Source organism: Clavibacter michiganensis (assembly GCF_002151125.1).
In the GTDB taxonomy this organism is placed as follows: domain Bacteria; phylum Actinomycetota; class Actinomycetes; order Actinomycetales; family Microbacteriaceae; genus Clavibacter; species Clavibacter michiganensis_C.
This window is the reverse complement of the sequence record NZ_MDJZ01000005.1, coordinates 138519-162197: the sequence shown is the minus strand read 5'-3', so window position 1 is coordinate 162197 and position 23679 is coordinate 138519. Positions and strand designations below refer to the sequence as shown.

General features: G+C 71.5%; 23 protein-coding genes and 2 tRNA genes. 17 read left to right on the top strand and 8 right to left on the bottom strand.

What is annotated here, in order from left to right; translation table 11 throughout:
- Positions 1-52: 52 nt before the first annotated feature.
- The 6 genes from ilvD (at position 53) to BFL37_RS03350 (ending at position 6328) form a co-directional block, all read left to right on the top strand.
- Complete coding sequence (gene ilvD, locus BFL37_RS03375) at positions 53-1747, top strand: dihydroxy-acid dehydratase (protein WP_086513749.1); 1695 nt, start codon at positions 53-55, stop codon at positions 1745-1747.
- Between the two features lie 44 nt (positions 1748-1791).
- Positions 1792-3627, top strand: coding sequence for an acetolactate synthase large subunit (locus BFL37_RS03370; protein WP_241533830.1), 1836 nt, complete (start codon positions 1792-1794; stop codon positions 3625-3627).
- On the top strand, positions 3624-4133 hold the full coding sequence (gene ilvN, locus BFL37_RS03365) for an acetolactate synthase small subunit (protein ID WP_012037781.1): 510 nt from the start codon (positions 3624-3626) through the stop codon (positions 4131-4133). The genes BFL37_RS03370 and ilvN overlap by 4 nt, the downstream gene beginning before the upstream one ends.
- Before the next feature lie 144 nt (positions 4134-4277).
- Positions 4278-5303 (top strand): ketol-acid reductoisomerase, encoded by a 1026-nt coding sequence (gene ilvC, locus BFL37_RS03360; RefSeq protein WP_086513748.1) that lies wholly within the window; start codon positions 4278-4280, stop codon positions 5301-5303.
- A gap of 123 nt (positions 5304-5426) precedes the next feature.
- Complete coding sequence (locus BFL37_RS03355; RefSeq protein ID WP_086513747.1) at positions 5427-5969, top strand: hypothetical protein; 543 nt, start codon at positions 5427-5429, stop codon at positions 5967-5969.
- Positions 5966-6328 carry a hypothetical protein gene (locus tag BFL37_RS03350; protein ID WP_086513746.1) on the top strand — a complete coding sequence of 121 codons (363 nt, stop codon included), beginning with the start codon at positions 5966-5968 and terminating at the stop codon, positions 6326-6328. The genes BFL37_RS03355 and BFL37_RS03350 overlap by 4 nt, the downstream gene beginning before the upstream one ends.
- A 10-nt stretch (positions 6329-6338) precedes the next feature.
- On the opposite strand, the gene BFL37_RS03345 is transcribed toward BFL37_RS03350, so the two are convergent.
- Positions 6339-6740: a DoxX family protein gene (locus tag BFL37_RS03345; protein ID WP_086513745.1), complete on the bottom strand. Its 402-nt coding sequence runs from the start codon at positions 6738-6740 to the stop codon at positions 6339-6341.
- Between the two features lie 63 nt (positions 6741-6803).
- On the opposite strand from BFL37_RS03345, the gene serA reads away from it, so the two are divergent.
- Positions 6804-8393: a phosphoglycerate dehydrogenase gene (gene serA / locus BFL37_RS03340; RefSeq protein ID WP_086513744.1), complete on the top strand. Its 1590-nt coding sequence runs from the start codon at positions 6804-6806 to the stop codon at positions 8391-8393.
- A 68-nt stretch (positions 8394-8461) separates the two neighbouring features.
- Here serA and BFL37_RS03335 read toward each other — a convergent pair whose 3' ends face one another.
- Entirely contained in the window at positions 8462-9097 is a 636-nt protein-coding gene (locus BFL37_RS03335) for a TetR/AcrR family transcriptional regulator (RefSeq protein WP_086513743.1), read from the bottom strand.
- 121 nt (positions 9098-9218) lie between these two features.
- Here BFL37_RS03335 and BFL37_RS03330 point away from each other — a divergent pair, with 121 nt between their 5' ends.
- Entirely contained in the window at positions 9219-10760 is a 1542-nt protein-coding gene (locus tag BFL37_RS03330) for an MFS transporter (protein ID WP_086513742.1), read from the top strand.
- A gap of 84 nt (positions 10761-10844) precedes the next feature.
- Here BFL37_RS03330 and BFL37_RS03325 read toward each other — a convergent pair whose 3' ends face one another.
- Positions 10845-11099 carry a DUF6458 family protein gene (locus tag BFL37_RS03325; protein WP_086513741.1) on the bottom strand — a complete coding sequence of 85 codons (255 nt, stop codon included), beginning with the start codon at positions 11097-11099 and terminating at the stop codon, positions 10845-10847.
- Between the two features lie 115 nt (positions 11100-11214).
- On the opposite strand from BFL37_RS03325, the gene BFL37_RS03320 reads away from it, so the two are divergent.
- From BFL37_RS03320 to BFL37_RS03285, 8 genes are all read left to right on the top strand, one after another.
- A complete protein-coding gene (locus tag BFL37_RS03320) occupies positions 11215-12282 on the top strand; it encodes a 3-isopropylmalate dehydrogenase (RefSeq protein WP_086513740.1) in 1068 nt (355 codons plus the stop codon).
- Positions 12283-12290: 8 nt separating this feature from the next.
- Positions 12291-13424 carry a branched-chain amino acid aminotransferase gene (locus BFL37_RS03315; protein WP_172403728.1) on the top strand — a complete coding sequence of 378 codons (1134 nt, stop codon included), beginning with the start codon at positions 12291-12293 and terminating at the stop codon, positions 13422-13424.
- A gap of 54 nt (positions 13425-13478) precedes the next feature.
- Positions 13479-14252 carry a fumarylacetoacetate hydrolase family protein gene (locus BFL37_RS03310; protein ID WP_086513739.1) on the top strand — a complete coding sequence of 258 codons (774 nt, stop codon included), beginning with the start codon at positions 13479-13481 and terminating at the stop codon, positions 14250-14252.
- 3 nt (positions 14253-14255) lie between these two features.
- Entirely contained in the window at positions 14256-15023 is a 768-nt protein-coding gene (locus BFL37_RS03305) for a hypothetical protein (protein ID WP_086513738.1), read from the top strand.
- 13 nt (positions 15024-15036) lie between these two features.
- Complete coding sequence (gene gltX / locus BFL37_RS03300) at positions 15037-16557, top strand: glutamate--tRNA ligase (RefSeq protein WP_086513737.1); 1521 nt, start codon at positions 15037-15039, stop codon at positions 16555-16557.
- Entirely contained in the window at positions 16550-17500 is a 951-nt protein-coding gene (locus BFL37_RS03295; RefSeq protein ID WP_086513736.1) for an NAD(P)/FAD-dependent oxidoreductase, read from the top strand. The genes gltX and BFL37_RS03295 overlap by 8 nt, the downstream gene beginning before the upstream one ends.
- Before the next feature lie 91 nt (positions 17501-17591).
- A tRNA-Gln gene (locus BFL37_RS03290) sits at positions 17592-17663 on the top strand.
- Positions 17664-17801: 138 nt separating this feature from the next.
- Positions 17802-18614 (top strand): GIY-YIG nuclease family protein, encoded by an 813-nt coding sequence (locus BFL37_RS03285; protein ID WP_086513735.1) that lies wholly within the window; start codon positions 17802-17804, stop codon positions 18612-18614.
- An 82-nt stretch (positions 18615-18696) separates the two neighbouring features.
- Here the strand turns inward: BFL37_RS03285 and BFL37_RS03280 are convergent, their stop codons facing one another.
- The 5 genes from BFL37_RS03280 to BFL37_RS03260 all read right to left on the bottom strand — a co-directional run bounded on the left by BFL37_RS03280 (position 18697) and on the right by BFL37_RS03260 (position 23410).
- Positions 18697-19707 carry an aldo/keto reductase family protein gene (locus BFL37_RS03280; RefSeq protein ID WP_086513734.1) on the bottom strand — a complete coding sequence of 337 codons (1011 nt, stop codon included), beginning with the start codon at positions 19705-19707 and terminating at the stop codon, positions 18697-18699.
- Between the two features lie 136 nt (positions 19708-19843).
- On the bottom strand, positions 19844-20854 hold the full coding sequence (locus BFL37_RS03275; protein WP_086513733.1) for an aldo/keto reductase family protein: 1011 nt from the start codon (positions 20852-20854) through the stop codon (positions 19844-19846).
- 115 nt (positions 20855-20969) lie between these two features.
- Positions 20970-22067, bottom strand: a complete 1098-nt coding sequence (locus tag BFL37_RS03270) for a TerC family protein (RefSeq protein WP_086513732.1) — start codon at positions 22065-22067, stop codon at positions 20970-20972.
- A gap of 245 nt (positions 22068-22312) precedes the next feature.
- The gene (locus tag BFL37_RS03265; protein WP_086513731.1) at positions 22313-22729 is read right to left on the bottom strand and encodes a DUF3592 domain-containing protein; all 417 of its coding nucleotides are present in this window, start codon (positions 22727-22729) and stop codon (positions 22313-22315) included.
- Between the two features lie 42 nt (positions 22730-22771).
- A complete protein-coding gene (locus BFL37_RS03260; RefSeq protein ID WP_086513730.1) occupies positions 22772-23410 on the bottom strand; it encodes an MBL fold metallo-hydrolase in 639 nt (212 codons plus the stop codon).
- A 138-nt stretch (positions 23411-23548) separates the two neighbouring features.
- Between BFL37_RS03260 and BFL37_RS03255 the strand changes: the two genes are divergently transcribed.
- Positions 23549-23621: transfer RNA gene (locus BFL37_RS03255), tRNA-Glu, on the top strand.
- Positions 23622-23679 lie beyond the last annotated feature (58 nt).

Sequence of the window (23679 nt, the reverse complement as noted above, 5' to 3'; positions counted from 1 at the left end):
CTGGCGCCCCCAGGCGCCGGGACTGCTCCACGCCAGGACGTAAACTCATGCCATGCCTGAGATCGACATGAAGCCCCGGAGCCGCGACGTCACCGACGGGATCGAGGCCACCTCCTCGCGGGGCATGCTCCGCGCCGTCGGGATGGGCGACGAGGACTGGGAGAAGCCCCAGATCGGCGTCGCCAGCTCGTGGAACGAGGTCACCCCGTGCAACCTCAGCCTCGACCGGCTCGCGCAGGGCGCCAAGGAGGGCGTCCACGCGGGCGGCGGCTACCCGCTCCAGTTCGGCACCATCTCCGTCAGCGACGGCATCGCCATGGGCCACGAGGGCATGCACTTCTCGCTCGTCTCGCGCGAGGTCATCGCCGACAGCGTCGAGACCGTGATGATGGCCGAGCGCCTCGACGGATCCGTGCTCCTGGCGGGCTGCGACAAGTCGCTGCCCGGCATGCTCATGGCCGCGGCCCGCCTCGACCTCTCCTCGGTGTTCCTCTACGCGGGATCCATCGCGCCCGGCTGGGTGAAGCTCTCGGACGGCACCGAGAAGGAGGTCACCATCATCGACGCCTTCGAGGCCGTCGGCGCGTGCAAGGCCGGCACGATGAGCCAGGAGGACCTGACCCGCATCGAGAAGGCCATCTGCCCGGGCGAGGGCGCCTGCGGCGGCATGTACACCGCGAACACCATGGCGAGCGTGGCCGAGGCCCTCGGCATGAGCCTCCCCGGATCCGCCGCCCCGCCAAGCGCCGACCGCCGCCGCGACTACTTCGCGCACCGCTCCGGCGAGGCCGTCGTCAACCTCATCGCGAAGGGCATCACGGCGCGCGACATCATGACCAAGGAGGCGTTCGAGAACGCCATCTCCGTGGTCATGGCGTTCGGCGGATCCACCAACGCGGTCCTCCACCTCCTCGCCATCGCGCGCGAGGCCGAGGTCGACCTGCAGCTGTCCGACTTCAACCGCATCGCCGACCGCGTGCCGCACCTCGGCGACCTCAAGCCGTTCGGCCGCTTCGTCATGAACGACGTCGACCGCGTCGGCGGCGTCCCCGTCGTCATGAAGGCGCTGCTCGACGCGGGCCTCCTCCACGGCGACGTGATGACCGTCACCGGCCGCACCATGCGGGAGAACCTCGAGTCGATGGACCTCGCGGACCTCGACGGCACGGTCCTCCGCAAGATGGACGACCCCATCCACGCCACCGGCGGCATCAGCGTCCTGCACGGCTCGCTCGCCCCCGAGGGCGCGGTCGTGAAGACCGCCGGCTTCGACCTCGACGTGTTCGAGGGCCCGGCCCGCGTCTTCGAGCGCGAGCGCGCCGCCATGGACGCGCTCACCGAGGGCCGCATCTCGAAGGGCGACGTCATCGTGATCCGGTACGAGGGCCCGAAGGGCGGCCCCGGGATGCGCGAGATGCTCGCCATCACGGGCGCCATCAAGGGCGCCGGCCTCGGCAAGGATGTACTACTCTTGACGGACGGTCGATTCTCAGGCGGCACAACCGGACTGTGCATCGGCCACATGGCTCCCGAAGCGGTGGACGCAGGTCCCGTCGCCTTCGTGCGCGATGGAGACCGGATCCGCGTCGACATCGCCGCTCGCACGCTCGACCTACTGGTCGACGAGGCCGAGCTCGCCGCCCGCCGTGAGGGGTGGGCACCTCTCCCGCCGCGCTACACACGCGGGGTCCTCGCCAAGTACGCCAAGCTCGTGCACTCGGCCGCCGAGGGCGCGATCACGGGATGACCCCCTCCTCACCTCCAGCACCCTCTCCCAGGAATCGCGCACCCATGCCAGCTCTGCCCACCCCGCCCCCCACGCCGCAGGCGCCGACCGCCCACCAGGGCGACGAGATCCTCACCGGGGCCGAGGCGGTCGTCCGCACCCTCGAGCTCCTCGGGGTCGACGACATCTTCGGCCTCCCCGGCGGCGCCATCCTCCCCACCTACGACCCGCTCATGGACTCGACGAAGCTGCGCCACATCCTCGTCCGCCACGAGCAGGGCGCCGGACACGCCGCCGAGGGCTACGCGTCCTCGAGCGGACGCACCGGCGTCTGCATCGCGACCTCCGGCCCCGGCGCCACCAACCTCGTCACGGCCATCGCGGATGCGTACATGGACTCGGTCCCGCTGCTCGCGATCACCGGCCAGGTCTTCTCCACCCTCATGGGCACCGACGCCTTCCAGGAGGCCGACATCGTGGGCATCACGATGCCCATCACGAAGCACAGCTTCCTGGTCACGCGGCCCGAGGACATCCCGTCCACCATCGCGTCGGCGTACCACATCGCCTCCACGGGCCGTCCGGGCCCCGTCCTCGTCGACATCACGAAGGACGCGCAGCAGCTCGAGGCGCCGTTCCACTGGCCGCCCAAGATCGACCTGCCCGGCTACCGCCCCGTCGTCAAGGCGCACGGCAAGCAGATCCAGGCCGCCGCGCAGCTGCTCCTCGAGGCGAAGAAGCCCGTCCTCTACGTGGGCGGCGGCGTGATCCGCGCCAAGGCGCACGAGGAGCTGCTCGCGCTGGCCGAGGCGGTCGGCGCCCCCGTCGTCACGACGCTCATGGCGCGCGGCGCGTTCCCGGACTCGCACCCGCAGCAGCTCGGCATGCCCGGCATGCACGGCACGGTCCCCGCGGTGCTCGCGCTGCAGGAGTCCGACCTGCTCGTGTCGCTCGGCGCGCGCTTCGACGACCGCGTCACCGGCAAGGCGTCGCTGTTCGCGCCGCACGCGAAGGTCGTCCACGTGGACGTGGACCCGGCCGAGATCTCCAAGATCCGCATCGCCGACGTCCCGATCGTGGGCGACGCGAAGGACGTCATCGCCGACCTGGTGGTCGCGTTCCGCGAGGCGAAGGCCGCGTCCGAGCTGAGCCAGGACATCACCGACTGGTGGACCTACCTCGACGGCCTGCGCGAGGAGTTCCCGCTCGGCTACACGCCGCCCGCGGACGGCCAGCTCGCGCCGCAGTACGTCATCCAGCGCATCGGCGAGATCACGGGCCCGGAGGGCGTCTTCGCCTCCGGCGTCGGCCAGCACCAGATGTGGGCCGCGCAGTTCATCAAGTACGAGCGCCCCAACTCGTGGCTCAACTCCGGCGGCGCCGGCACCATGGGCTACTCGGTGCCCGCGGCGATGGGCGCCAAGGTCGCCCAGCCCGACCGGGACGTGTGGGCGATCGACGGCGACGGCTGCTTCCAGATGACCAACCAGGAGCTCGCCACCTGCACGATCAACGACATCCCCATCAAGGTCGCGATCATCAACAACTCGTCGCTCGGCATGGTGCGCCAGTGGCAGACCCTCTTCTACGAGGGCCGCTACTCGAACACCGACCTCAACACGGGGGGCGGCACCCGCATGGTGCCCGACTTCGTGAAGATGGCGGACGCGTACGGCGCCCTCGGGATCCGCGTGACGAAGCCGGAGGAGGTGGACGACGCGATCCGCCTGGCGCTCGCCACCAACGACCGGCCCGTCGTCATCGACTTCGTGGTCAGCCGCGACGCGATGGTGTGGCCGATGGTCCCGCAGGGCCTCAGCAACAGCGCCGTGCAGTACGCCCGCGACCACGCGCCCGACTGGGACGACGACCTCGCGGAGACCGGGAGGACCGAGAAGTGAGCCACATCCTGAGCCTCCTCGTGGAGGACAAGCCGGGTCTCCTCACCCGCGTCGCGGGGCTGTTCGCCCGCCGCGGCTTCAACATCGAGTCGCTCGCCGTCGGCGCGAGCGAGATCGAGGGCCTCTCGCGCATCACGGTCGTCGTGGACGTCGAGGCCCTCCCGCTCGAGCAGGTGACGAAGCAGCTCAACAAGCTGATCAACGTCATCAAGATCGTGGAGCTGGATCCGGGCCAGGCCGTCGAGCGCGAGCACCTGCTCGTCAAGGTGCGCGTCGACAACACCACCCGCTCGCAGGTGCTCGAGGCCGTCAACCTGTTCCGCGCCCGCGTGGTCGACGTGGCCACCGACGCGCTGATCATCGAGGTCACCGGCGACTCGGGGAAGGTGCAGGCCCTGCTCCGCGTGCTCGAGCCCTTCGGCATCAAGGAGCTCGCGCAGTCGGGGCTCCTCGCCATGGGCCGCGGATCCAAGTCCATCACCGACCGCGTCTTCCGCACCGCCTAGGCACGAACCACGACCCGTCGCGCGGGGCAGCCGTTAGGCTCCCCGCGCACGGCACGACCGCTCGCCCCGCGCCCACGCGCGGCAGCCCGGAACGACCGCCCCTCGCACCACCCGCGGGGACGACAGAACAAGGAGATCCACCACGTGACTGACATCGTCTACGACAAGGACGCCGACCTCTCGCTCATCCAGGGTCGCAAGGTGGCCGTCATCGGCTACGGCTCGCAGGGCCACGCGCACGCGCTCAACCTCCGCGACTCGGGCGTCGAGGTCGTCATCGGCCTCAAGGAGGGCTCGACGAGCCGCGCCAAGGCCGAGGAGCAGGGCTTCACCGTGAAGACGCCGTCCGAGGCGTCCGCATGGGCCGACGTCATCGTGATCCTCGCGCCCGACCAGCACCAGCGCGGCCTCTACGCCGACAGCGTCCGCGACAACCTCACCGAGGGCAAGACGCTCGTCTTCGCGCACGGCTTCAACATCCGCTTCGGCTACATCGAGGCGCCCGAGGGCGTCGACGTCGTCCTCGTCGCCCCCAAGGGCCCGGGCCACACCGTGCGCCGCGAGTTCGAGGCCGGCCGCGGCGTCCCCGTCATCGTCGCCGTCGAGGTCGACGCGTCGGGCAAGGCGTGGGACCTCGCGTGGTCGTACGCCAAGGGCATCGGCGGCCTGCGTGCCGGCGGCATCCGCACCACCTTCACCGAGGAGACCGAGACCGACCTCTTCGGCGAGCAGGCCGTGCTCTGCGGCGGCACCTCGCAGCTGGTGCAGTACGGCTTCGAGACGCTGATCGAGGCGGGCTACCAGCCGCAGATCGCGTACTTCGAGGTGCTGCACGAGCTGAAGCTCATCGTCGACCTCATGTGGGAGGGCGGCATCGCGAAGCAGCGCTGGAGCATCTCCGACACGGCCGAGTACGGCGACTACGTCTCCGGCCCGCGCGTCATCTCGCCGGACGTCAAGGAGAACATGAAGGCCGTCCTCGCGGACATCCAGTCCGGCGCGTTCGCCGACCGCTTCATCAAGGACCAGGACGCCGGCGCGCCCGAGTTCCTCGAGCTCCGCAAGAAGGGCGAGGAGCACCCGATCGAGTCCACCGGCCGCGAGCTGCGCAAGCTCTTCGCGTGGAACAAGGCCGACGACGACTACACGGACGGCTCGGTCGCCCGCTAGCCGACGCCCCCGCTCCACCGGACGCCCGGTCGCCTCGTGCGACCGGGCGTCCGCGCGTCCGCGGGTGCCCAGGAGCCCGCGGCCCGCGGCGGGCGTGCGGATCCGAGCACGTACCATCGGGGGATGCCCACCCCCGACGACGACGCCCTGACCTGGGCAGGCGAGGAGGGGGATCCCACCCTCGCCCGCTCGCCCGAGCCGCAGCGCGCGGTCCCGCGCCGGCGCCCCGACGCCGCTGCCACGACCGGGACCGGCCGCGCATCCGCCCTCGGCGCTACCGCCGCGCGCCGGGCCGCCGCCGGATCCGGCACCGGCTCCGCCGCCGCGTCCGCCCCCGACGGGCCGCGTTCCCGCCTGGTCGCCGACGACGACCCGGCCGCGCCCGAGGCGTCGCCCGAGGTCGTGGGGCTCGCCTTCTTCGGCGCCGTCGCGATCCTCGAGGCCATCGCCTGGTTCTTCGTGGTGCGCGACAACCCGTCGAACGCGGGATCCGCGTTCCAGGTCGGCGTCGCGCAGGCGACGGAGGCGCTCACGGTGCTCGCGCCCGTGCTGTGGCTGGTCGCCGTCGTCGCCGCCGGACGCGGGATGCGCCTCGCCGGACGCATGCTCGTGCTCGCGACGGGCGCCGTGGTCCTGTTCCCGTGGCCCTGGCTGGTGGTCCGATGAGCGCCGAGCCGGCGGACGCCGGGATCCCCGCGCCCGCAGGGGTGCGCCGCCGCCGTCCCAGGCGCGCCGGCTGGGTCGTGGGGATCCTCGGCGCGCTCGCCCACGGGATCCTCGTCTGGCAGGCCGTCGACCAGTACACGGCCTTCCGCGACATCGCGACGGCGTTCGGCGGGTCGCTCCGCTCGGGCACCCTCGCCGCGCTCGTCGGCGCGATCCTCGTGCCCGTCGTCGCGTTCGTCCTCGCGGCGCGCGCGACGCGCGGCCGCCCCGTGGCCGCGCGGGTCCTGGTCATGCTGGCGGGACTCGCCGCCGCGAGCGCGCTGACGGTCGGCCTCGCCGCCCTCCTGCCGCTGCTCTAGCGACGCGTCGTCAGAGCGGCCAGCCCGCGAACAGCACCAGCCCGATCAGCACCGCCTGGGCGACGAGGCGCGGGACCAGCGGGATCGCGATGCGCCCGAAGCGCTCGGGGTGCCGGGCCGCGAACGCGTTCGCGGGGAACACGGCGACGAGGAACACCGCCAGCGCGATGCCCGCCGCGAGGCGCACCGGCTCCACGAGGAGGCCGACGCCGCCCGCGATCTCGCACACGCCCGTGATGCGCACGAGCGCCAGGGGAGAGGGCACGCCGGGCCGCCGGAACGAGGGCGGGATGATCGCCGCCATGGCCCTGGCGGCCTTCGGGACGAAGTGGTTCACGCCCATCCCGACGAAGACGAGGGCCAGCAGGATCCGCACGGCGAGCTGGATCGCAGCCCACGTCTCATCGCTCATCCGGCCATTCTGGGGCCACTAGCATGTGAGGGTCCCAGCCGCCCCCGCCCGAAGGACCGCCTCTTGACGAAGCCCGTCGTGTTGATCGCCGAAGAACTCTCGCCCGCCACCGTCGACGCCCTGGGGCCCGACTTCGACGTCCGATCCGTCGACGGCACCGACCGCCCGGCTCTGCTCGCGGCCCTCGCGGATGCGGACGCCGTGCTCGTCCGGTCCGCCACGAGGATCGACGCGGAGGCCATCGCCGCCGCCCCGCGCCTCCAGGTCGTCGCCCGCGCCGGCGTCGGCCTCGACAACGTCGACATCAAGGCCGCGACCACCGCGGGCGTCATGGTCGTGAACGCGCCGACCTCGAACGTCATCTCGGCCGCCGAGCTCGCCATCGGCCACATCCTCTCGCTCGCCCGCTTCATCCCCGACGCGAGCGCGTCGCTCAAGCAGGGCCTCTGGAAGCGCTCCTCGTTCACGGGCGTCGAGCTCTACGAGAAGACCATCGGCATCGTCGGCCTCGGCCGCATCGGCACGCTCGTCGCCCAGCGCCTCGCGGGCTTCGGCGCCACGCTCGTCGCCTACGACCCCTACGTCACGCCGGCCCGCGCGCAGCAGCTCGGCGTGCAGCTGCTCCCGCTCGACGAGCTCATGCGGGTCTCGGACTTCATCACGATCCACATCCCCAAGACGCCCGACACCACCGGGCTCATCTCCACGGAGCAGTTCGCGCTCGCGAAGCCGTCCTTGCGCATCGTCAATGCCAGCCGCGGCGGCATCATCGACGAGGACGCGCTCTACACGGCGCTCAAGTCGAAGCGCATCGCGGGCGCCGGCCTCGACGTGTTCGTGAGCGAGCCGCCCACGGGATCCCCGCTGCTCGAGCTCGACAACATCATCGTCACGCCCCACCTCGGCGCCTCCACCGACGAGGCGCAGGAGAAGGCGGGGGTCTCGGTCGCCAAGAGCGTGCGCCTGGCCCTCGGCGGCGAGCTCGTGCCGGACGCCGTGAACGTCGCGGGCGGCGTCATCGACCCGTACGTGCGCCCCGGCATCCCGCTGATGGAGAAGCTCGGCCAGGTGTTCTCGGGTCTCGCGCACGAGGCCCTCACGAGCATCGACGTCGTCGTCCGCGGCGAGCTCGCCGGCTACGACGTCAGCGTCCTCAAGCTCGCGGCGCTCAAGGGCGTGTTCACGAACGTGGTGAGCGAGAACGTCTCCTACGTCAACGCGCCGCTCCTGGCCGAGCAGCGCGGGCTCGAGGTGCGCCTGATCACGGACGCCGTCTCGGAGGAGTACCGCAACGTGCTCAGCATCCGCGGCGCGCTCTCCGACGGCACGCAGGTGTCGGTCTCCGGCACGCTCACGGGCACCAAGCAGATCGAGAAGCTCGTCGAGATCGACGGCTACGACGTCGAGGTGCCCTTCAGCCGCCACCTCATCGTCATGAAGTACGAGGACCGCCCCGGCATCGTCGCGGTCTACGGCAAGGAGTTCGGCGACGCCGAGGTCAACATCGCGGGCATGCAGATCGCCCGCCAGGAGGCCGGCGGCCGCGCGCTCAGCGTGCTCAGCGTCGACTCGCCCGTGCCGGACGGCGTGCTGGAGAACGTGCGCCGGGCCATCCAGGCCACGTCGCTGCGCGAGATCGACATCGCCGACTGATCCCGGTCGGACGGACCCCGGCGAGGGCGGCTGCTGCGGCGGCCGCCCTCGCGGTGCGTCCGGGCGGGTCAGGCGCCGGTGGAGCGCATCCGCACGAGGTCGTCGACCACGCGGATGAGCTCGTCGAGCGCGTCGTCCGCGGGGGCGGATCCACCGAGCCAGGGCTGCAGCGCCGAGTTGTAGTACAGGCCGTCGCCGATCAGGAGCACGGCCCGCGCCACGGCCGGGTCGCCCACGGCCTCCAGGATGACGGCGGCCCACTCGTCCTGGAGGTGCGTGAGCGTGTCGCGGGCGCGCGGGTGGTTGCCCTGCGCGAGGCGGGAGGTCGCGACGTAGGCGCGGTCGAACGGCGTGGCCGTGGACAGCGAGCTGCGGATCCACCGGTCGACCGGTCCCCGTTCGGCGGCCCGGAGGCGCGCGACGTCCGCCTGCGCCAGCGCGGACATGCGGGCGAGCAGCCCCTCGACGAGGGCCTCCTTCCCGCCGAAGTGGTAGAGCAGCCCGCCCTTGGAGACGCCGGCCGCGGCGGCGACGGCCTCGAGGGTCGTGCCGCGCTCTCCCTGCTGCACGAGCAGCTCCTCGAAGGCGTCGAGGATGCGGTCGCGTGCGGTGCCGCCGGGGGAGGGCGCCGCGTCGGGTGCGGCGGCGGGCTCGGGTGCGGCGTCCGGCTCGGGGGCGGCGTCGTCGGGTGGTGTGGCGGGCATGGATCCAGCGTAGCGGCGGGTTGCCCGCTGTACCGACCGGACGGTACAGTGATCCCCGGCCGCTCCCGCGGCCCGTCCGCGCGCCCCGCGCCGTCTCCTCCCGACGTCAGGAAGCCCCGTCATGTCCAGCCCCCGCACCGCATCCGTCCCCGAGATCGCCGCCCCCGGCCGCGCGGGCGGCCGGCAGTGGGCCGCGCTCGTGGTGCTCATGCTCCCGGTGCTCCTCGTCTCCATCGACAACACGGTGCTGAGCTTCGCGATGCCGTCCATCGCGCGCGACCTCGAGCCGTCGGGCGCGGCCCAGCTCTGGATCATCGACGCCTACCCGCTCGTGCTCGCGGGCCTCCTCGTCGCCATGGGCAACATGGGCGACCGCTACGGCCGCCGTCGCCTCCTCATGATCGGCGCCGCCGGCTTCGGCCTCGTCTCGGCCCTCGCCGCGTTCGCGACCGACGCGTCGCAGCTCATCGGCGCCCGCGCCCTGCTGGGCTTCTTCGGCGCGATGCTCATGCCCTCCACGCTCTCGCTCCTGCGCTCGATCTTCACCGACCGCAAGCAGCGCCGCCTCGCCATCGCCATCTGGGCGTCGGGCTTCTCCGGCGGATCCGCGCTCGGCCCGCTCGTCGGCGGCGTGCTGCTCGAGCACTTCTGGTGGGGATCCGTGTTCCTCGTCGCGGTGCCCGTGCTGCTGCCGCTGCTGATCCTCACGCCCGTGCTCGTGCCCGAGTCGAAGGACCCGGCGCCCGGCCCCATCGACGTGGTCGCGATCCTGCTGTCGCTCGCGACGGTCGCGCCCATCGTCTACGCGATCAAGACGTTCGCGACCGAGGGCGTGACGCCGCTCGCGATCGCGGCGCCGGTCGTCGGCGTCGTCGCGGGCATCCTCTTCGTCCGCCGCATGTCCCGGGCGCGGAACCCCATGCTCGACGTGGCGCTGTTCCGCGAGCCCGTGTTCACGGGCGCGGTTCTCGTCAACCTGCTGAGCGTCGTCTCGCTCGTCGGCTTCCTCTTCTTCGTCACGCAGCACCTGCAGCTGGTCGCGGGGCTGGACCCGCTCGCGGCGGGCCTCGCGCTGATCCCGGGATCCGTCGTGGTCATCGTGTCGGGCCTCGTGATCGTGCCGATCGTGGCGCGCGCCCGCCCGTCCCGGGTGGTCGCCATCGCGCTCGCGTTCTCGGCCGTCGCCTACGTGCTGCTCGCGGTGACCGGCCGGGGCGCGTCGGTCGGGCTCCTCGTCTTCGCCTTCTGCCTGCTGGGTGCGGGCATCGGCGCCTCGCAGACGATCTCCAACGACCTGATCATCGCGGCCGTCCCGCCGGCGAAGGCGGGCGCCGCGTCGGCGGTATCGGAGACGGCGTACGAGGTGGGAGCGGTGCTCGGAACGGCCGTGCTCGGCAGCATCCTGACGGCCAGCTACCGCACGGGCCTCGTGCTGCCCGCCGGCCTGTCCGACGGCGACTCGGTCGCGGCGCGCGAGACCCTCGGGGGTGCGGTGTCGGTCGCCGAGCGCGTGCCGGCGGACGTGGGCGCCGCCCTCCTCGAGTCGGCGCACACGGCCTTCGACGGCGGCGTGGTGACGACCTCGATCATCGGCGCCGCGCTGATGGCGGGCGCGATCGTCATCTCGCTCACGAGCCTCCGCCGCGCCAGCTCGCACGACTGATCCCGGGCGCCGCGCGGGTGCGCGGACGCGGATCGGGCCCGTCACCTCGAGAGGTGACGGGCCCGATGCGTGCAGGGGAGCGGATCAGACGACGTTGTCGTCGGAGCGCTCGCTGCGCGTGACGCGCTGGCCCGTCGCGGGGTCGATGCGCGTGCGGGTCTCGCTGACGGCCGTGCGGCGGCGGGCGAGGAGCGCGATGCCGATGATGATCACGAGCACGCCGCCGCCCATGAGGATGTAGCCGACCAGCTGCAGGTCGACGCCGGGGACCGTGAGGTCGACGGCGAACGCGAGGATCGCGCCGACGACGACGAGGAAGATGCCGAGTCCGATGCTCATGGGTGTGTCCTTCTGTCGTGCCCGTCGGGGCGGTCGGGTGCCTCCACCGTAGCGCGCGGGCGCCAGCGACGGACGGGTAACCTGGCCCGACACCCACCGAGCCCCGGGAGGATCCATGCCCCGCACCATCTCGCTCGCCGTCGTCCCCGGGGACGGCATCGGCCCGGAGGTCGTCCACGAGGCCCTGCGCGTGCTGCGGGAGGCGGTCCCCGCGGACGTGTCGCTCGACACCACGCAGTACCCGTTCGGCGCCGGGCACTTCCTCGAGACCGGCGAGATCCTCACGGACTCCGACCTGGCGGCGCTGGCCCGGCACGACGCGATCCTGCTCGGCGCGGTCGGGGGCGACCCCCGCGACGCGCGCCTCGCCGGCGGCATCATCGAGCGCGGCCTGCTGCTGAAGCTGCGCTTCGCGTTCGACCACTACGTCAACCTGCGGCCCACGACCCTGCTGCCCGGCGTCGTCTCGCCGCTCGCCGCGCCCGGCGACGTCGACTTCGTCGTCGTCCGCGAGGGGACCGAGGGGCCGTACGCGGGCAACGGCGGCGTGCTGCGGCGCGGCACCGAGCACGAGATCGCGACCGAGGTGTCCGTGAACACGGCGCACGGCGTCGAGCGCACCGTGCGGTTCGCGTTCGAGCTCGCGGAGAAGCGCGACCGCAAGCGCGTCACCCTCGTGCACAAGACCAACGTGCTGACCTTCGCCGGATCCCTGTGGCAGCGCACCGTCGACCGCGTCGCCGCCGAGCACCCCGGCATCGCGGTCGACTACCTGCACGTCGACGCCACGATGATCTTCCTGGTCACCGACCCGTCGCGCTTCGACGTGATCGTCTCGGACAACCTGTTCGGCGACATCATCACCGACCTCGCCGCGGCTGTCTCGGGCGGCATCGGCCTCGCCGCGTCGGGCAACGTCAACCCGACGGGCGCGTTCCCGAGCATGTTCGAGCCGGTGCACGGATCCGCGCCCGACATCGCCGGCCAGCAGAAGGCCGACCCGACCGCGGCGATCCTCTCGGTCGCGCTCCTGCTCGACCACCTCGGCCTCCCCGAGGCCGCGGCGCGCGTCACCGCCGCGGTCTCGTCCGACCTCGCCGCGCGGGCCGCGGGCGACGCGGCACTCCGATCCACCGCGGAGGTCGGCGACGCCGTGCTCCGCGCCCTCTCCACGAACCACTGAAGGACCCCATGAGCTCCACCAGCAGCACGGCCTCCACCAGCAGCACCGGCGCCGCCTTCCCCCTGTCCTTCGCGCAGACCCCCTCGGAGACGGCCCGCGCCGACGCCGAGCGGGAGGCGATCCTCGCGGACCCCGGCTTCGGCAAGCACTTCACGGACCACATGGTCCAGGTCGACTGGACCCTCGACGCCGGCTGGCACGACGCCCGCGTCGTCCCGTACGGGCCGCTCCAGCTGGATCCCGCCGCGAGCGTGCTGCACTACGGTCAGGAGATCTTCGAGGGCATGAAGGCGTACCGCCACGCCGACGGATCCGTCTGGACCTTCCGCCCCGACCGGAACGCCGCCCGCCTGCAGCGCTCGGCCCGCCGCCTCGCGCTGCCGGAGCTGCCCACCGAGGACTTCGTCGAGTCGGTGCGCCAGCTGGTCCGCGCCGACCTCGGCTGGGTGCCGACGGCCGCGGAGCAGAGCCTGTACCTCCGCCCGTTCATGATCGCCAACGAGAGCTTCCTCGGCGTGCGCGCCGCCCAGCGCGTGGGCTACTACGTCATCGCGAGCCCCGCGGGCGCGTACTTCACGGGCGGCGTCGCCCCGGTGTCCATCTGGCTGTCGACGCAGTACTCCCGCGCGGGCAAGGGCGGCACGGGCGCCGCCAAGTGCGGCGGCAACTACGCCGCGTCGCTCCTCCCGCAGGCCGAGGCCGCGTCGCACGGCTGCGCGCAGGTGCTCTTCCTCGACTCCGAGGAGGGCCGCTACCTCGAGGAGCTCGGCGGCATGAACATCGTGCTCGTCTACCGGGACGGACGCCTGGTCACGCCCGACTCGGAGAGCATCCTCGAGGGCATCACGCGCGACTCGATCCTCGAGCTCGCGCGCGACCGCGGCCTCACGGTCGAGAAGCGGCGCGTGGAGCTGTCCGAGTGGGTCGAGGGTGTGGCGTCGGGCGAGATCACCGAGGTGTTCGCGTGCGGCACCGCTGCGGTGATCACGCCCATCGGACGGCTGCTCGGCGAGGGCCTCGACGTCGGCGACATCGACGCGCCCGCCGGCGAGCTGACGATGTCGCTGCGCCAGGAGCTCACGGACATCCAGTACGGCCGCATCCCGGACCGCCACGGCTGGCTCACGCGCCTCGACGCGTAGCGGGTCCGCTCGTGCGGGCGGCCGGGCGCCGCCCGCACGGCTAGGGTCGTCAGCGTGAAGATCGCGCGATTCAGCACCGGTGACGACCCCCGCTTCGGCATCCTCGACGAGGAGGAGGGCCACCTGGTCGTCCTCACCGGCGACCCGATGTTCAGCGGCTACCAGACGACGGGGGAGCGCGTGCCGCTCGCCGACGCGCGGCTGCTCGCGCCGGTGATCCCGCGCTCGAAGGTCGTCGCCGTCGGCCGCAACTACGCCGCCCACGCGGCGGAGCACGGCAGCGAGGCGCCGAGCACGCCGCTCATCTTCCTGAAGCCCAACACCTCCGTCGTCGGACCCGACGACGCCATCCGACTCCCCGCCGACAGCCAGCAGGTGGAGCACGAGGGCGAGCTCGCGGTCGTCATCGGGCGGATCACGCGCGACGTGTCCGTGGAGGACGCGTGCCGCTCGATCTTCGGCTACACGATCGGCAACGACGTCACCGCGCGCGACATCCAGCACTCCGAGAGCCAATGGGCGCGCGCGAAGGGGTACGACACCTTCTGCCCGCTCGGCCCGGTCATCGAGACCGAGGGCTCGTTCGAGGACGCGCTCATCGAGACGCGCGTCGACGGGGAGCTCCGCCAGTCCGGCCGCACGAGCGAGATGGTGCACACCGTGCCCGAGCTCATCGCGTTCGCCTCGCGCGTGTGGACCCTGCTGCCCGGCGACGTGATCCTCACGGGCACGCCCGCCGGCGTCGGGCCCTTCACCGACGGCCAGGTCGTCGAGGTCTCCATCGAGGGGATCGGCACGCTCTCGAACCCCGCGCGCGCCCGCGCCTGACCCGTGACCCGCCTCGGCCGTCCGGCGCGCGTCGCGCTGGCGGCCGCGGCGGTCGCGCTGCTCGCGGGCTGCGTCTACGACGTGTCCGACTACGGGCTCGAGACGCCGGATCCCGCCGACGGCTCCCCGACGGCGACCCCGGTCGTGGACGAGCCCCCGGCGCTCGACCTGCCCGCGGGCTGCGTGCCGTCCGACCTCGCCGTCGACTGGTCGGAGCCCGTGGCGGGTGCTGCGGACGACCTCCTCGCCGTCCGCGTCATGCAGGTGCGGGTCCCCGGACCGGGGGAGCAGCCCGGCCTCGGCTCCACCCGGCAGAGCGTGACCCGCACCGACACCGAGCTGGTGCCGCCCGTCGGCCTCGCGGTCGACGAGGCGGAGGACGGATCCGCGACGGTCGTCGACCCGCTGACGCCGGATCCGGCGTGGGCGTCGTACCTCCTCGGCGACCTGCGGGACCGGGACATCGTGCCGCCGCGCTTCGGGCGCTCCCTGCAGCTCGTCTCCTTCGACCCGGTCGCCGATCGGGCCGCGCGCTACGTCATCGGCTACCTCGGGGCGACGCAGTCCGTGCGCTTCACGGTCACCGGCTGCGAGGGCGCGTTCCGCTCGTCCGGCACCCTCGCCGGGATCGATCCGATGCGGTACGGCGGCGCCGTCCTCCTCGAGTGCGGGGTGCCGCCCGGCGACCAGTACGACAGGTGGGACCTGCTCGAGCCGTACTGCGCGGACGGGGCGCCCGCGGCCGACGGGGAGCCGCAGCCCGAGCCCTAGAATCGGATCCAGGATGACTGAGACAACCGCGCACCCCGTGACCACCGCTTCCGGCACCGACGTCCGCGTCCGGTTCTGCCCGTCCCCGACCGGGACGCCGCACGTGGGGCTCATCCGCACGGCCCTGTTCAACTGGGCCTACGCGCGCCACACCGGCGGCAAGCTCGTGTTCCGCGTCGAGGACACCGACGCCGCGCGCGACAGCGAGGAGAGCTACGGGCAGCTCATCGAGGCGCTGCGCTGGCTGGAGATCGACTGGGACGAGGGCGAGGGCGTCGGCGGCCCGCACGCGCCGTACCGCCAGTCGCAGCGCACCGACCTCTACCTCGACGTGATCCGCAGGCTCACCGAGTCGGGCCACCTCTACGAGAGCTACGCGACGGCCGAGGAGATCGAGGCCCGCAACCGCGCCGCCGGCCGCGACCCGAAGATGGGCTACGACAACTTCGAGCGCGACCTCACCGAGGAGGCGCGCCAGGCGTTCCGCGACGAGGGCCGCTCGCCGGCGCTCCGCCTCCGCGTGCCGGACACCGACCTCTCGTTCGACGACCTCGTGCGCGGCACGGTCACGTTCCCCGCCGGGTCGTTCCCCGACTTCGTGCTCGTGCGCCCCAACGGCGCCCCGCTCTACACGCTGGTGAACCCCGTGGACGACGCGCTCATGGGGATCACTCACGTGCTCCGCGGCGAGGACCTCCTCTCGTCGACGCCCCGGCAGATCGCGCTGTACCACGCCCTCATCGACATCGGAGTGGCGGACGCCATCCCGCGCTTCGGCCATCTGCCGTACGTGATGGGGGAGGGCAACAAGAAGCTCTCCAAGCGCGACCCCGAGTCGAACCTGTTCCACCACCGCGACCGCGGCTTCATCCCCGAGGGCCTCATCAACTACCTGGCGCTCCTCGGCTGGTCGCTCACCCACGACCGCGACGTGTTCTCGCGGATGGAGATGGTCACCGCGTTCGACGTGGCCGACGTCACGCCCGCGCCGGCGCGCTTCGACCTCAAGAAGGCGGAGTCGCTGAACGGCGACCACATCCGCCTGCTCGCGCTCGACGACTTCGCCCAGCGCCTCGTCCCGTACCTGCAGGCGGCGGACGTCGTCGGCGCCGAGCTCACGCACGACGAGAAGCGCATGCTCGACGCCGCGGCGCCGCTCGTGCAGGAGCGCATGCAGCTCCTGGGCGAGGCGCCGGATCTGCTGTCGTTCCTCTTCACGACGGCCGACGCGCTGCCCTACGACGACGCGGCCGTCCAGGCGCTCAAGGACGACGCCGGCGGGGTCCTCGCCGCCAGCCGCGGCGCGCTCGACGGCGTCCCGCACACGCAGTGGGACGTCGACCTGGTGCAGGAGATGCTGCAGAACACGCTCATCACCGGCATGGGGATGAAGCCGCGCCTCGCCTACGGACCGCTGCGCGTCGCCGTCTCCGGGCGCCGGATCTCGCCGCCGCTGTTCGAGTCGATGGTGCTGCTCGGCAAGGACGAGACCATCGCGCGCCTCGACCGCCTCGCGGGGATGCTCGGTGCCTGACGCCGGTGTCGCGGGATCCACCGCGACGGGCGGCTCCTACGACGTCGTCGTCATCGGCGCCGGCCCCGCGGGCCTGTCCGGCGCGCTGAACCTCGTGCGCGCCCGTCGCCGCACCCTCGTGCTCGACAGCAGCCGTCCGCGGAACGCCGCGACGCTCATGTCGCACGGCTTCGTCACGCGCGACGGGATCTCCCCGCTCGAGCTCCGCAAGCTCGGCCAGGTCGAGGTCGAGGCGTACGACGAGGGCGAGTTCCAGCTCGCCGTCGTGCAGTCCGCGGAGCCCGCCGAGGGCGGCTTCACGATCCGCGCGAAGGGCGTGCGTCGCGCGCCCGACCGCGAGGTGCACGCGCGCCGGATCCTCATCGCCACGGGCCTCGTGGAGACGCTGCCGGACCTGCCGAGCATCCGCGCCTACTACGGCACCGCCGTGCACAGCTGCATGGAGTGCGACGGCTACGAGAAGCGCGACGAGCCGCTCTTCCTCATCGGCGAGACCGACGACCTCGTGGAGCGCGCGCTGCTTCTCTCGCAGTGGTCGCGCGACATCATCGTGTTCACCAACGGCGTCGCGGAGATCGACGAGGCGGGGGAGCGCGGGCTCGCGTCCCTCGGGATCCGCGTCGACCGCCGGCCCGTCGCCGACATCGAGGGCGAGCGTGCGGTCGTCACCGGCATCCGGATGCAGGACGGCTCCGTCGTCCCGCGCTCGGGCGGCTTCGTGCGCCCCCGCTACTCGACCGCGCTCGACTTCCTCTCGGGGCTCGACCTCGACACCGACGACGACGGCCACATCGCCGTCAACGCCGAGGGCCGCACGTCGCACCAGGGCGTCTACGCGGCGGGCGACAGCTCGCAGCCGGGCCCGCAGCAGCTGATCATCGCGGCCGGCTTCGGAGCGCGTGCGGCCAGCGCGATCAACCGCGACCTGCTGCCCGTGATCTGACGCGTCTCGCGGCCCGCCGGGCGCCCGCCGGTTTGGCGCGGATCCGGCCGATGGGCTACACTCGACGAGGCCCGATCGCGCATCGGGGCCTTGGGGTATGGTGTAATTGGCAACACGGAAGATTCTGATTCTTTTGTTCTTGGTTCGAGTCCAGGTACCCCAGCACTGAAACAGCAGGAAATAACAGGCCCGGTTCTCCGGGCCTTTTCCTTTTTCCCCTGCGCCCGTCCGCCAGCGCGCATGACCTGCGCCTCTGGTCGTCCTCCTGGACTCGACGGACGACCCGACTCGAGGACCTCACATGGCGTTGACGCTCGGCCCGATCATGCTCGACGCGGGAATCCACATCCCGGATGCACTGGTGATCAGACACGCCTACGTCCGTGAACACGAGGACAGCGGGCTCAAGGGCGTACACGCCGACTCGACGGACGCCGAGGTCCTCGAATACACCCGGTCGCAGTCGTCGGACGTGCAACGTTTCCCGCGGACACCGCCGCGATTCTGGGTCGTGTTCATCCGCGAGGGCGGCGATCGCGCGCGGTTCTGGGCGGTCGTGGAGAACCGGGGCGAGATCTCCGATGACGGCACCCTCCGGATGTTCGACGTCGTCGTCTCCGACCACATGGCGGACCTCCGCGAGCGGCTCGTGATCGGCTGGCGATCTCCTCGTTCGTGGTGGATGCGGGCACTCACGGCAGCGACGTACCCGGTCGTCGGGATCGAGGACGCCCAGCCGGTGCCATTCCCTGGATTCGATCGACTCGTCGTCGACTACGCGCAGCTGCAGGCGGTCATGCAGGAGCATCGCTACGCGTCCTGGCGGACAGCGCTCGCCTCCGTGGTGGGCATCTACCTCATCACCGATACCCGCGACGGTCGCCAGTACGTGGGGAAAGCGGACGGCGCCGAGAACATCCGTCAGCGGTGGCACGTGTACGCGGTGAACGGGCACGGGGGGAACGTTGAGCTGCGCGGTCTGGATCCGGCTAGCTTCCGGTACTCGCTCCTGCGCGTGTTCGACCCCTCCACGCCGACGACCGTGATCGACGCTGCGGAGAGTCACTTCAAGATTGCGCTCGATACACGGCCGCACGGGCTCAACCGGAATTAGGAATCGCGCCTTCCTGGGAACGACGACGGCCCCGCCCGGGCATCTGCTCGAGCGGGGCCGTCGTCGTGTTCAGTGGTGCGGATCAGGCGAGGCGCCCCTTCGGCGAGCTGTCGCTCGTCTTCGACGGGTCCTTCTCCACGACGTCACCCAGGGCGTCGTCGATGCGGGTGAGGAGCTCCGCGGGGATCTTCACGCCGGACGCCTTGACGTTCTCGTGGACCTGCTCGGGACGCGAGGCGCCGATGATCGCCGAGGCGACGTTCTCGTTCTGGAGCACCCAGGCGACGGCGAGCTGGGCCAGCGACAGGTTGAGCTCGTCGGCCACCGGCTGCAGCTCCTGCACGCGGGTCAGCGTGTCGTCGTTCATGTAGCGCTTGATCATGTCGGCGCCGCCCTTGTCGTCCGTGGCGCGCGAGCCCTGCGGCAGGTCCTGGCCGGGCTTGTACTTGCCGGTGAGGACGCCCTGCGCGATGGGGGACCAGACGATCTGCGAGATGCCGAGCTCGGCGGACGTCGGGACGACCTCCTCCTCGATGACGCGCCAGAGGGCCGAGTACTGCGGCTGGTTCGAGATGAGCTGGAAGCCGAGCTCGCGGGAGAGGCCGTGCGCCTCGCGGAGCTGCTCCGGGGTCCACTCGCTGACGCCGATGTAGAGCGCCTTGCCCTGGCGGACGACGTCGGCGAAGGCCTGCATCGTCTCCTCGAGCGGGGTCTCGTAGTCGTAGCGGTGGGCCTGGTACAGATCCACGTGGTCGGTCTGGAGGCGCTCGAGCGAGCCGTCGATCGACGCCATGATGTGCTTGCGCGAGAGGCCGGTGTCGTTGTGGCCCTTGGCGCCGGTCGGGAAGTAGACCTTCGTGAAGATCTCGAGCCCGTCGCGGTTCTCGCCCTTGAGCGCGTCACCGAGGACCTTCTCGGCGACGGTGTTCGCGTAGCCGTCCGCGGTGTCGAACGTGGTGATGCCGGCCTCGAGGGCCGCCTGCACGCACTGCGTGGCGGTGTCGTTCTCGACCTGCGACCCGTGGGTCAGCCAGTTGCCGTACGTGATCTCGGAGATCTTGAAGCCTGAGTTGCCTAGGTAGCGGAATTCCATCCTCCGAGCCTACGCCGCGAGCGCTGGACGGCGACGGCACGCGAGCTGTCCACGAGGAGGACGGCGGGTGCACGGACGGCCCCGCCCGAGCGGTGCTCGAGCGGGGCCGTCGGGTGCGGTCAGCGGACCCTGCGGATCACGCCTCGCGGGTCTTCGGCGAGCTGTCCTCGGTCTTGCGCGGGTCCTTCTCGACGATGTCACCGAGGGCGTCGTCGATGCGCGTGAGGAGCTCGGCCGGGATCTTCACGCCGGACGCCTTCACGTTCTCGTGCACCTGCTCGGGACGCGAGGCGCCGATGATCGCGGACGCCACGTTCTCGTTCTGCAGCACCCACGCGACGGCGAGCTGCGCGAGCGACAGGTCGAGCTCGTCGGCGACGGGCTGGAGGTCCTGCACGCGCTGCAGGGTGTCGTCGTTCATGAAGCGCTTGATCATGTCCGCGCCGCCCTTGTCGTCGGTCGCACGGGATCCGGACGGCAGGTCCTGGCCGGGCTTGTACTTGCCCGTCAGCACGCCCTGCGCGATGGGGGACCAGACGATCTGCGAGATGCCCAGCTCCTTCGAGGTCGGCACGACCTCCTCCTCGATGACGCGCCAGAGGGCCGAGTACTGCGGCTGGTTCGAGATCAGCTGGAAGCCCAGCTGCTCGGCCAGCTCGTGGCCGGCGCGCAGCTGCTCGCTCGTCCACTCGCTCACGCCGATGTAGAGCGCCTTGCCCTGGCGGACGACGTCGGCGAACGCCTGCATCGTCTCCTCGAGGGGCGTCTCGTAGTCGAAGCGGTGCGCCTGGTAGAGGTCGATGTAGTCGGTCTGCAGGCGCTGGAGCGAGCCCTCGACCGAGTCCATGATGTGCTTGCGCGACAGGCCGGTGTCGTTGTGGCCCTTGGGGCCCGTGGGCCCGAAGACCTTGGTGAAGATCTCGATCGAGGCACGTCGCTCGTCCTTGAGCGCCTCGCCGAGCACGGTCTCCGCCTTGGTGTTGGCGTACACGTCCGCGGTGTCGAAGGTGGTGATCCCCGCCTCGAGCGCGGCCTTCACGCACGCGGTCGCGGTGTCGTTCTCGACCTGCGATCCGTGGGTGAGCCAGTTGCCGTAGGTGATCTCGGAGATCTTGAAGCCGGAGTTGCCGAGGTATCTGAATTCCATGCTCCGACCGTACGCCGGGCACCTCCGCCGGCCCGCACGGAAGTGTGCGACGGCGGCGCGCGACGACGCCCGCCCCCGGATCCGGGAGCGGGCGTCGTGGTGGTGCGGGGGAGGGCTAGCGGCGCGGGGCGTCCGCGTCGCGGGTCTCGCCCACGCTGCGGCCGGAGCCGCGGGCCGCGTCGTCGTCCGCGTCGGCCGGCGCCTTCTCGCCCTCGACGGAGGCGGCGGAGTCCGTCCCCTCGACAGCGGTGCCGTCGCGCTTCGTCTTCGCGAGGCTCGCGACGGTCGCCACCGTGATGGTGAGGAGGATGAACGACAGCGAGAACCAGATCGGGATCTCGGGGGCCCACAGCATCGGCTCGCCGCCGTTGATGAAGGGCACCTCGTTGACGTGCATGGCGTGCAGCACGAGCTTCACGGCGATGAAGCCGAGGATGACCGCGAGGCCCTGCGAGAGGTAGACGAGACGCTCGAGGAGGCCGGAGATCAGGAAGTACAGCTGGCGGAGGCCGAGCAGCGCGAAGGCGTTGGCGGTGAAGACGATGTACGCCTCCTGCGTCAGGCCGAAGATCGCGGGGATCGAGTCGAGGGCGAACAGCACGTCGGTGAGGCCGATGGCGAGCATCACCAGGAACATCGGGGTGAAGAGGCGCTTGCCGTCGACGCGGGTCGTCAGCTTGTCGCCGTCGTAGTGGTCCGAGGTCGGGATGAAGCGGCGGAGCGTGCGGATGAGCTTCGAGTCGGACTCGTCCTCGTCGTGCGTCTCCTTCATCTGCTTGTAGGCCATGACGAGCAGCAGGGCGCCGAAGAGGTAGAAGACCCAGGAGAAGTTGTCGATGATCGCGGAGCCCATCGCGATGAAGATGCCGCGCATCACGAGCGCGATGGCGATGCCGACGAGCAGCACCTTCTGCTGGAAGGCCCGCGGCACGGCGAAGCTCGACATGATGATGAGGAAGACGAAGAGGTTGTCGACGCTCAGCGCCTTCTCCGTCACGTAGCCGGCGAAGTACTCGCCGCCGAAGGTCCAGTTCGAGAAGACGCCGACGCCGACGCCGAAGATCAGCGCGATGACGATGTAGACGACCGACCAGGTGGCCGACTCCTTGATCGTGGGCTCGTGCGCGTGGCGGACGTGCGCGTAGAAGTCGAAGACCAGCAGGCCGAGGACGGCCGCGAGGGTCGCGGCCCAGAGCCAGAAGGGGACATCCATTTCGAGGGTTCTCCAGTACTCGGACCTCGACGGGTCCGGTGGGGTACTGAAGGTCTCCTCCACCCCGCGAGCTGCTGCTCGCGGAACCGGTCGCACGGGTCGGAGTGGTCCGACCGTATTGACGACACGACCGCCGGACGGGAGTACTCCCCTTCGAGACACGAGTCTATACGGGTGCATGGAGCGTTCCGGACCATGCAGGCGGATCCCCAGGGGCCGGCCGCACCCGCGCGCCTCTCGCGCGGCTACTCGAGGAAGAGCAGCGCGATGCCCACGACCGCGGCCAGCGCCCCGATGCCGATGAGCACGAGCCCGGTCACGCGGAGCGCGCGGCCGTCGAGCTCGGGCGCGTGCGTGCGGACCCGCCACGGGGAGCGGGGCGAGAACCAGACCCGCACGTCGGATCCGGCCGAGAGGTCGCGGATCTCCGGGGTGTCGGCCGGCGCCTCGTGCACGTCGCCGTCGCCGTCGAACCAGCGGAGGACGCGGGCGGGTGCAGCGCCGTCGACAGCGGGCGCGTCCGCGACGAGCCCCTCGGTCGCGGACCAGCGTCGACCGAGGAGGCGCACGGAGAGGCCGGCGACGTACAGCAGCACGCCGGGGACGAGGGCGATCCACGTGAGGAACTCGACGATGAGCGACGCCGCGGCGAGACCGTTCATCCGAATGACCCCGCGTCCGCTCGTCGAGAGCCCGAACAGGGCCTAGAGGTCGATGCTATCGCCGGGCTCGAGGGCGTGGAACTCGCCGCCGCCCTGCTCCGTCGCCCACTGCAGCCGTGCGTTCGACATGGTCTTGCCCGCGGCCGAGAGCACCATCTCGTGCGTGGGGAACGCGCGGCGGGGCGCGACGGCGAGGACGTAGTCGATGGACTCGCTGATCTTCAGCCACGGCGCGCCCGCGGGAGCGGCGAGCAGGTCGACCTCGACGCCCTCGGGGACGACGAAGGAGTCGCCCGCGTAGTAGAGCGTGCCGTTCACCAGCACGCCCAGGTTGTCGACCACGGGGATCGACTCGTGGATCACGGCGTGCGCGCCGCCGAAGAAGCGCAGCGTGAAGCCGCCGACCTCGATCGTGTCGCCCGCGTGCACGACCGTGACGTCGAAGCCGTCCGCGGCGGCGGCGACGCCCTCGGGTGCGTAGATGGGGACGCCCTCGTTCTTGTCGAGGATCCGCTTCAGCTGCTCGGGGGTCCAGTGGTCCGGGTGCTCGTGCGTGATGACGATGGCGTCGGCGTTCATCGCCTCGGTGATGGGCGTGGTGAAGGAGCCCGGGTCGATGAAGAGCTTGCGCCCCGAGAGTTCCAGGACCAGGGCGGCGTGCTCGAGCTTCGTCAATCGCATGATGAGGAGCCAACACCGTCGAGGCGGCGGGGGCAAACCGGCGCGCGATCCCTCCTCGCGGCGGGCGGATCCGGCCCGGTCGGGGCTCGATTTGGTCGGGCTGTGCGCGCTGTGGCATACTCGACGAGTTGCAAAAACGGCCCCATCGTTTAGCGGCCTAGGACACCGCCCTCTCACGGCGGTAACACCGGTTCGAATCCGGTTGGGGTCACAGACGCAGTGCACCATGAGCCCGGCACCTCCTCACGGAGGTGCCGGGCTCGTGTCTT

Bases quoted from the DNA above. Each gene is read 5' to 3' on its own strand.
- ilvD (WP_086513749.1), top strand. From the start codon at position 53: ATGCCTGAGATCGACATGAAGCCCCGGAGCCGCGACGTCACCGACGGG.
- BFL37_RS03370 (WP_241533830.1), top strand. From the start codon at position 1,792: ATGCCAGCTCTGCCCACCCCGCCCCCCACGCCGCAGGCGCCGACCGCC.
- BFL37_RS03355 (WP_086513747.1), top strand. From the start codon at position 5,427: ATGCCCACCCCCGACGACGACGCCCTGACCTGGGCAGGCGAGGAGGGG.
- BFL37_RS03350 (WP_086513746.1), top strand. From the start codon at position 5,966: ATGAGCGCCGAGCCGGCGGACGCCGGGATCCCCGCGCCCGCAGGGGTG.
- BFL37_RS03345 (WP_086513745.1), bottom strand. From the start codon at position 6,740: ATGAGCGATGAGACGTGGGCTGCGATCCAGCTCGCCGTGCGGATCCTG.
- BFL37_RS03335 (WP_086513743.1), bottom strand. From the start codon at position 9,097: ATGCCCGCCACACCACCCGACGACGCCGCCCCCGAGCCGGACGCCGCA.
- BFL37_RS03330 (WP_086513742.1), top strand. From the start codon at position 9,219: ATGTCCAGCCCCCGCACCGCATCCGTCCCCGAGATCGCCGCCCCCGGC.
- BFL37_RS03325 (WP_086513741.1), bottom strand. From the start codon at position 11,099: ATGAGCATCGGACTCGGCATCTTCCTCGTCGTCGTCGGCGCGATCCTC.
- BFL37_RS03320 (WP_086513740.1), top strand. From the start codon at position 11,215: ATGCCCCGCACCATCTCGCTCGCCGTCGTCCCCGGGGACGGCATCGGC.
- BFL37_RS03315 (WP_172403728.1), top strand. From the start codon at position 12,291: ATGAGCTCCACCAGCAGCACGGCCTCCACCAGCAGCACCGGCGCCGCC.
- gltX (WP_086513737.1), top strand. From the start codon at position 15,037: ATGACTGAGACAACCGCGCACCCCGTGACCACCGCTTCCGGCACCGAC.
- BFL37_RS03285 (WP_086513735.1), top strand. From the start codon at position 17,802: ATGGCGTTGACGCTCGGCCCGATCATGCTCGACGCGGGAATCCACATC.
- BFL37_RS03280 (WP_086513734.1), bottom strand. From the start codon at position 19,707: ATGGAATTCCGCTACCTAGGCAACTCAGGCTTCAAGATCTCCGAGATC.
- BFL37_RS03275 (WP_086513733.1), bottom strand. From the start codon at position 20,854: ATGGAATTCAGATACCTCGGCAACTCCGGCTTCAAGATCTCCGAGATC.
- BFL37_RS03270 (WP_086513732.1), bottom strand. From the start codon at position 22,067: ATGGATGTCCCCTTCTGGCTCTGGGCCGCGACCCTCGCGGCCGTCCTC.
- BFL37_RS03265 (WP_086513731.1), bottom strand. From the start codon at position 22,729: ATGAACGGTCTCGCCGCGGCGTCGCTCATCGTCGAGTTCCTCACGTGG.
- BFL37_RS03260 (WP_086513730.1), bottom strand. From the start codon at position 23,410: ATGCGATTGACGAAGCTCGAGCACGCCGCCCTGGTCCTGGAACTCTCG.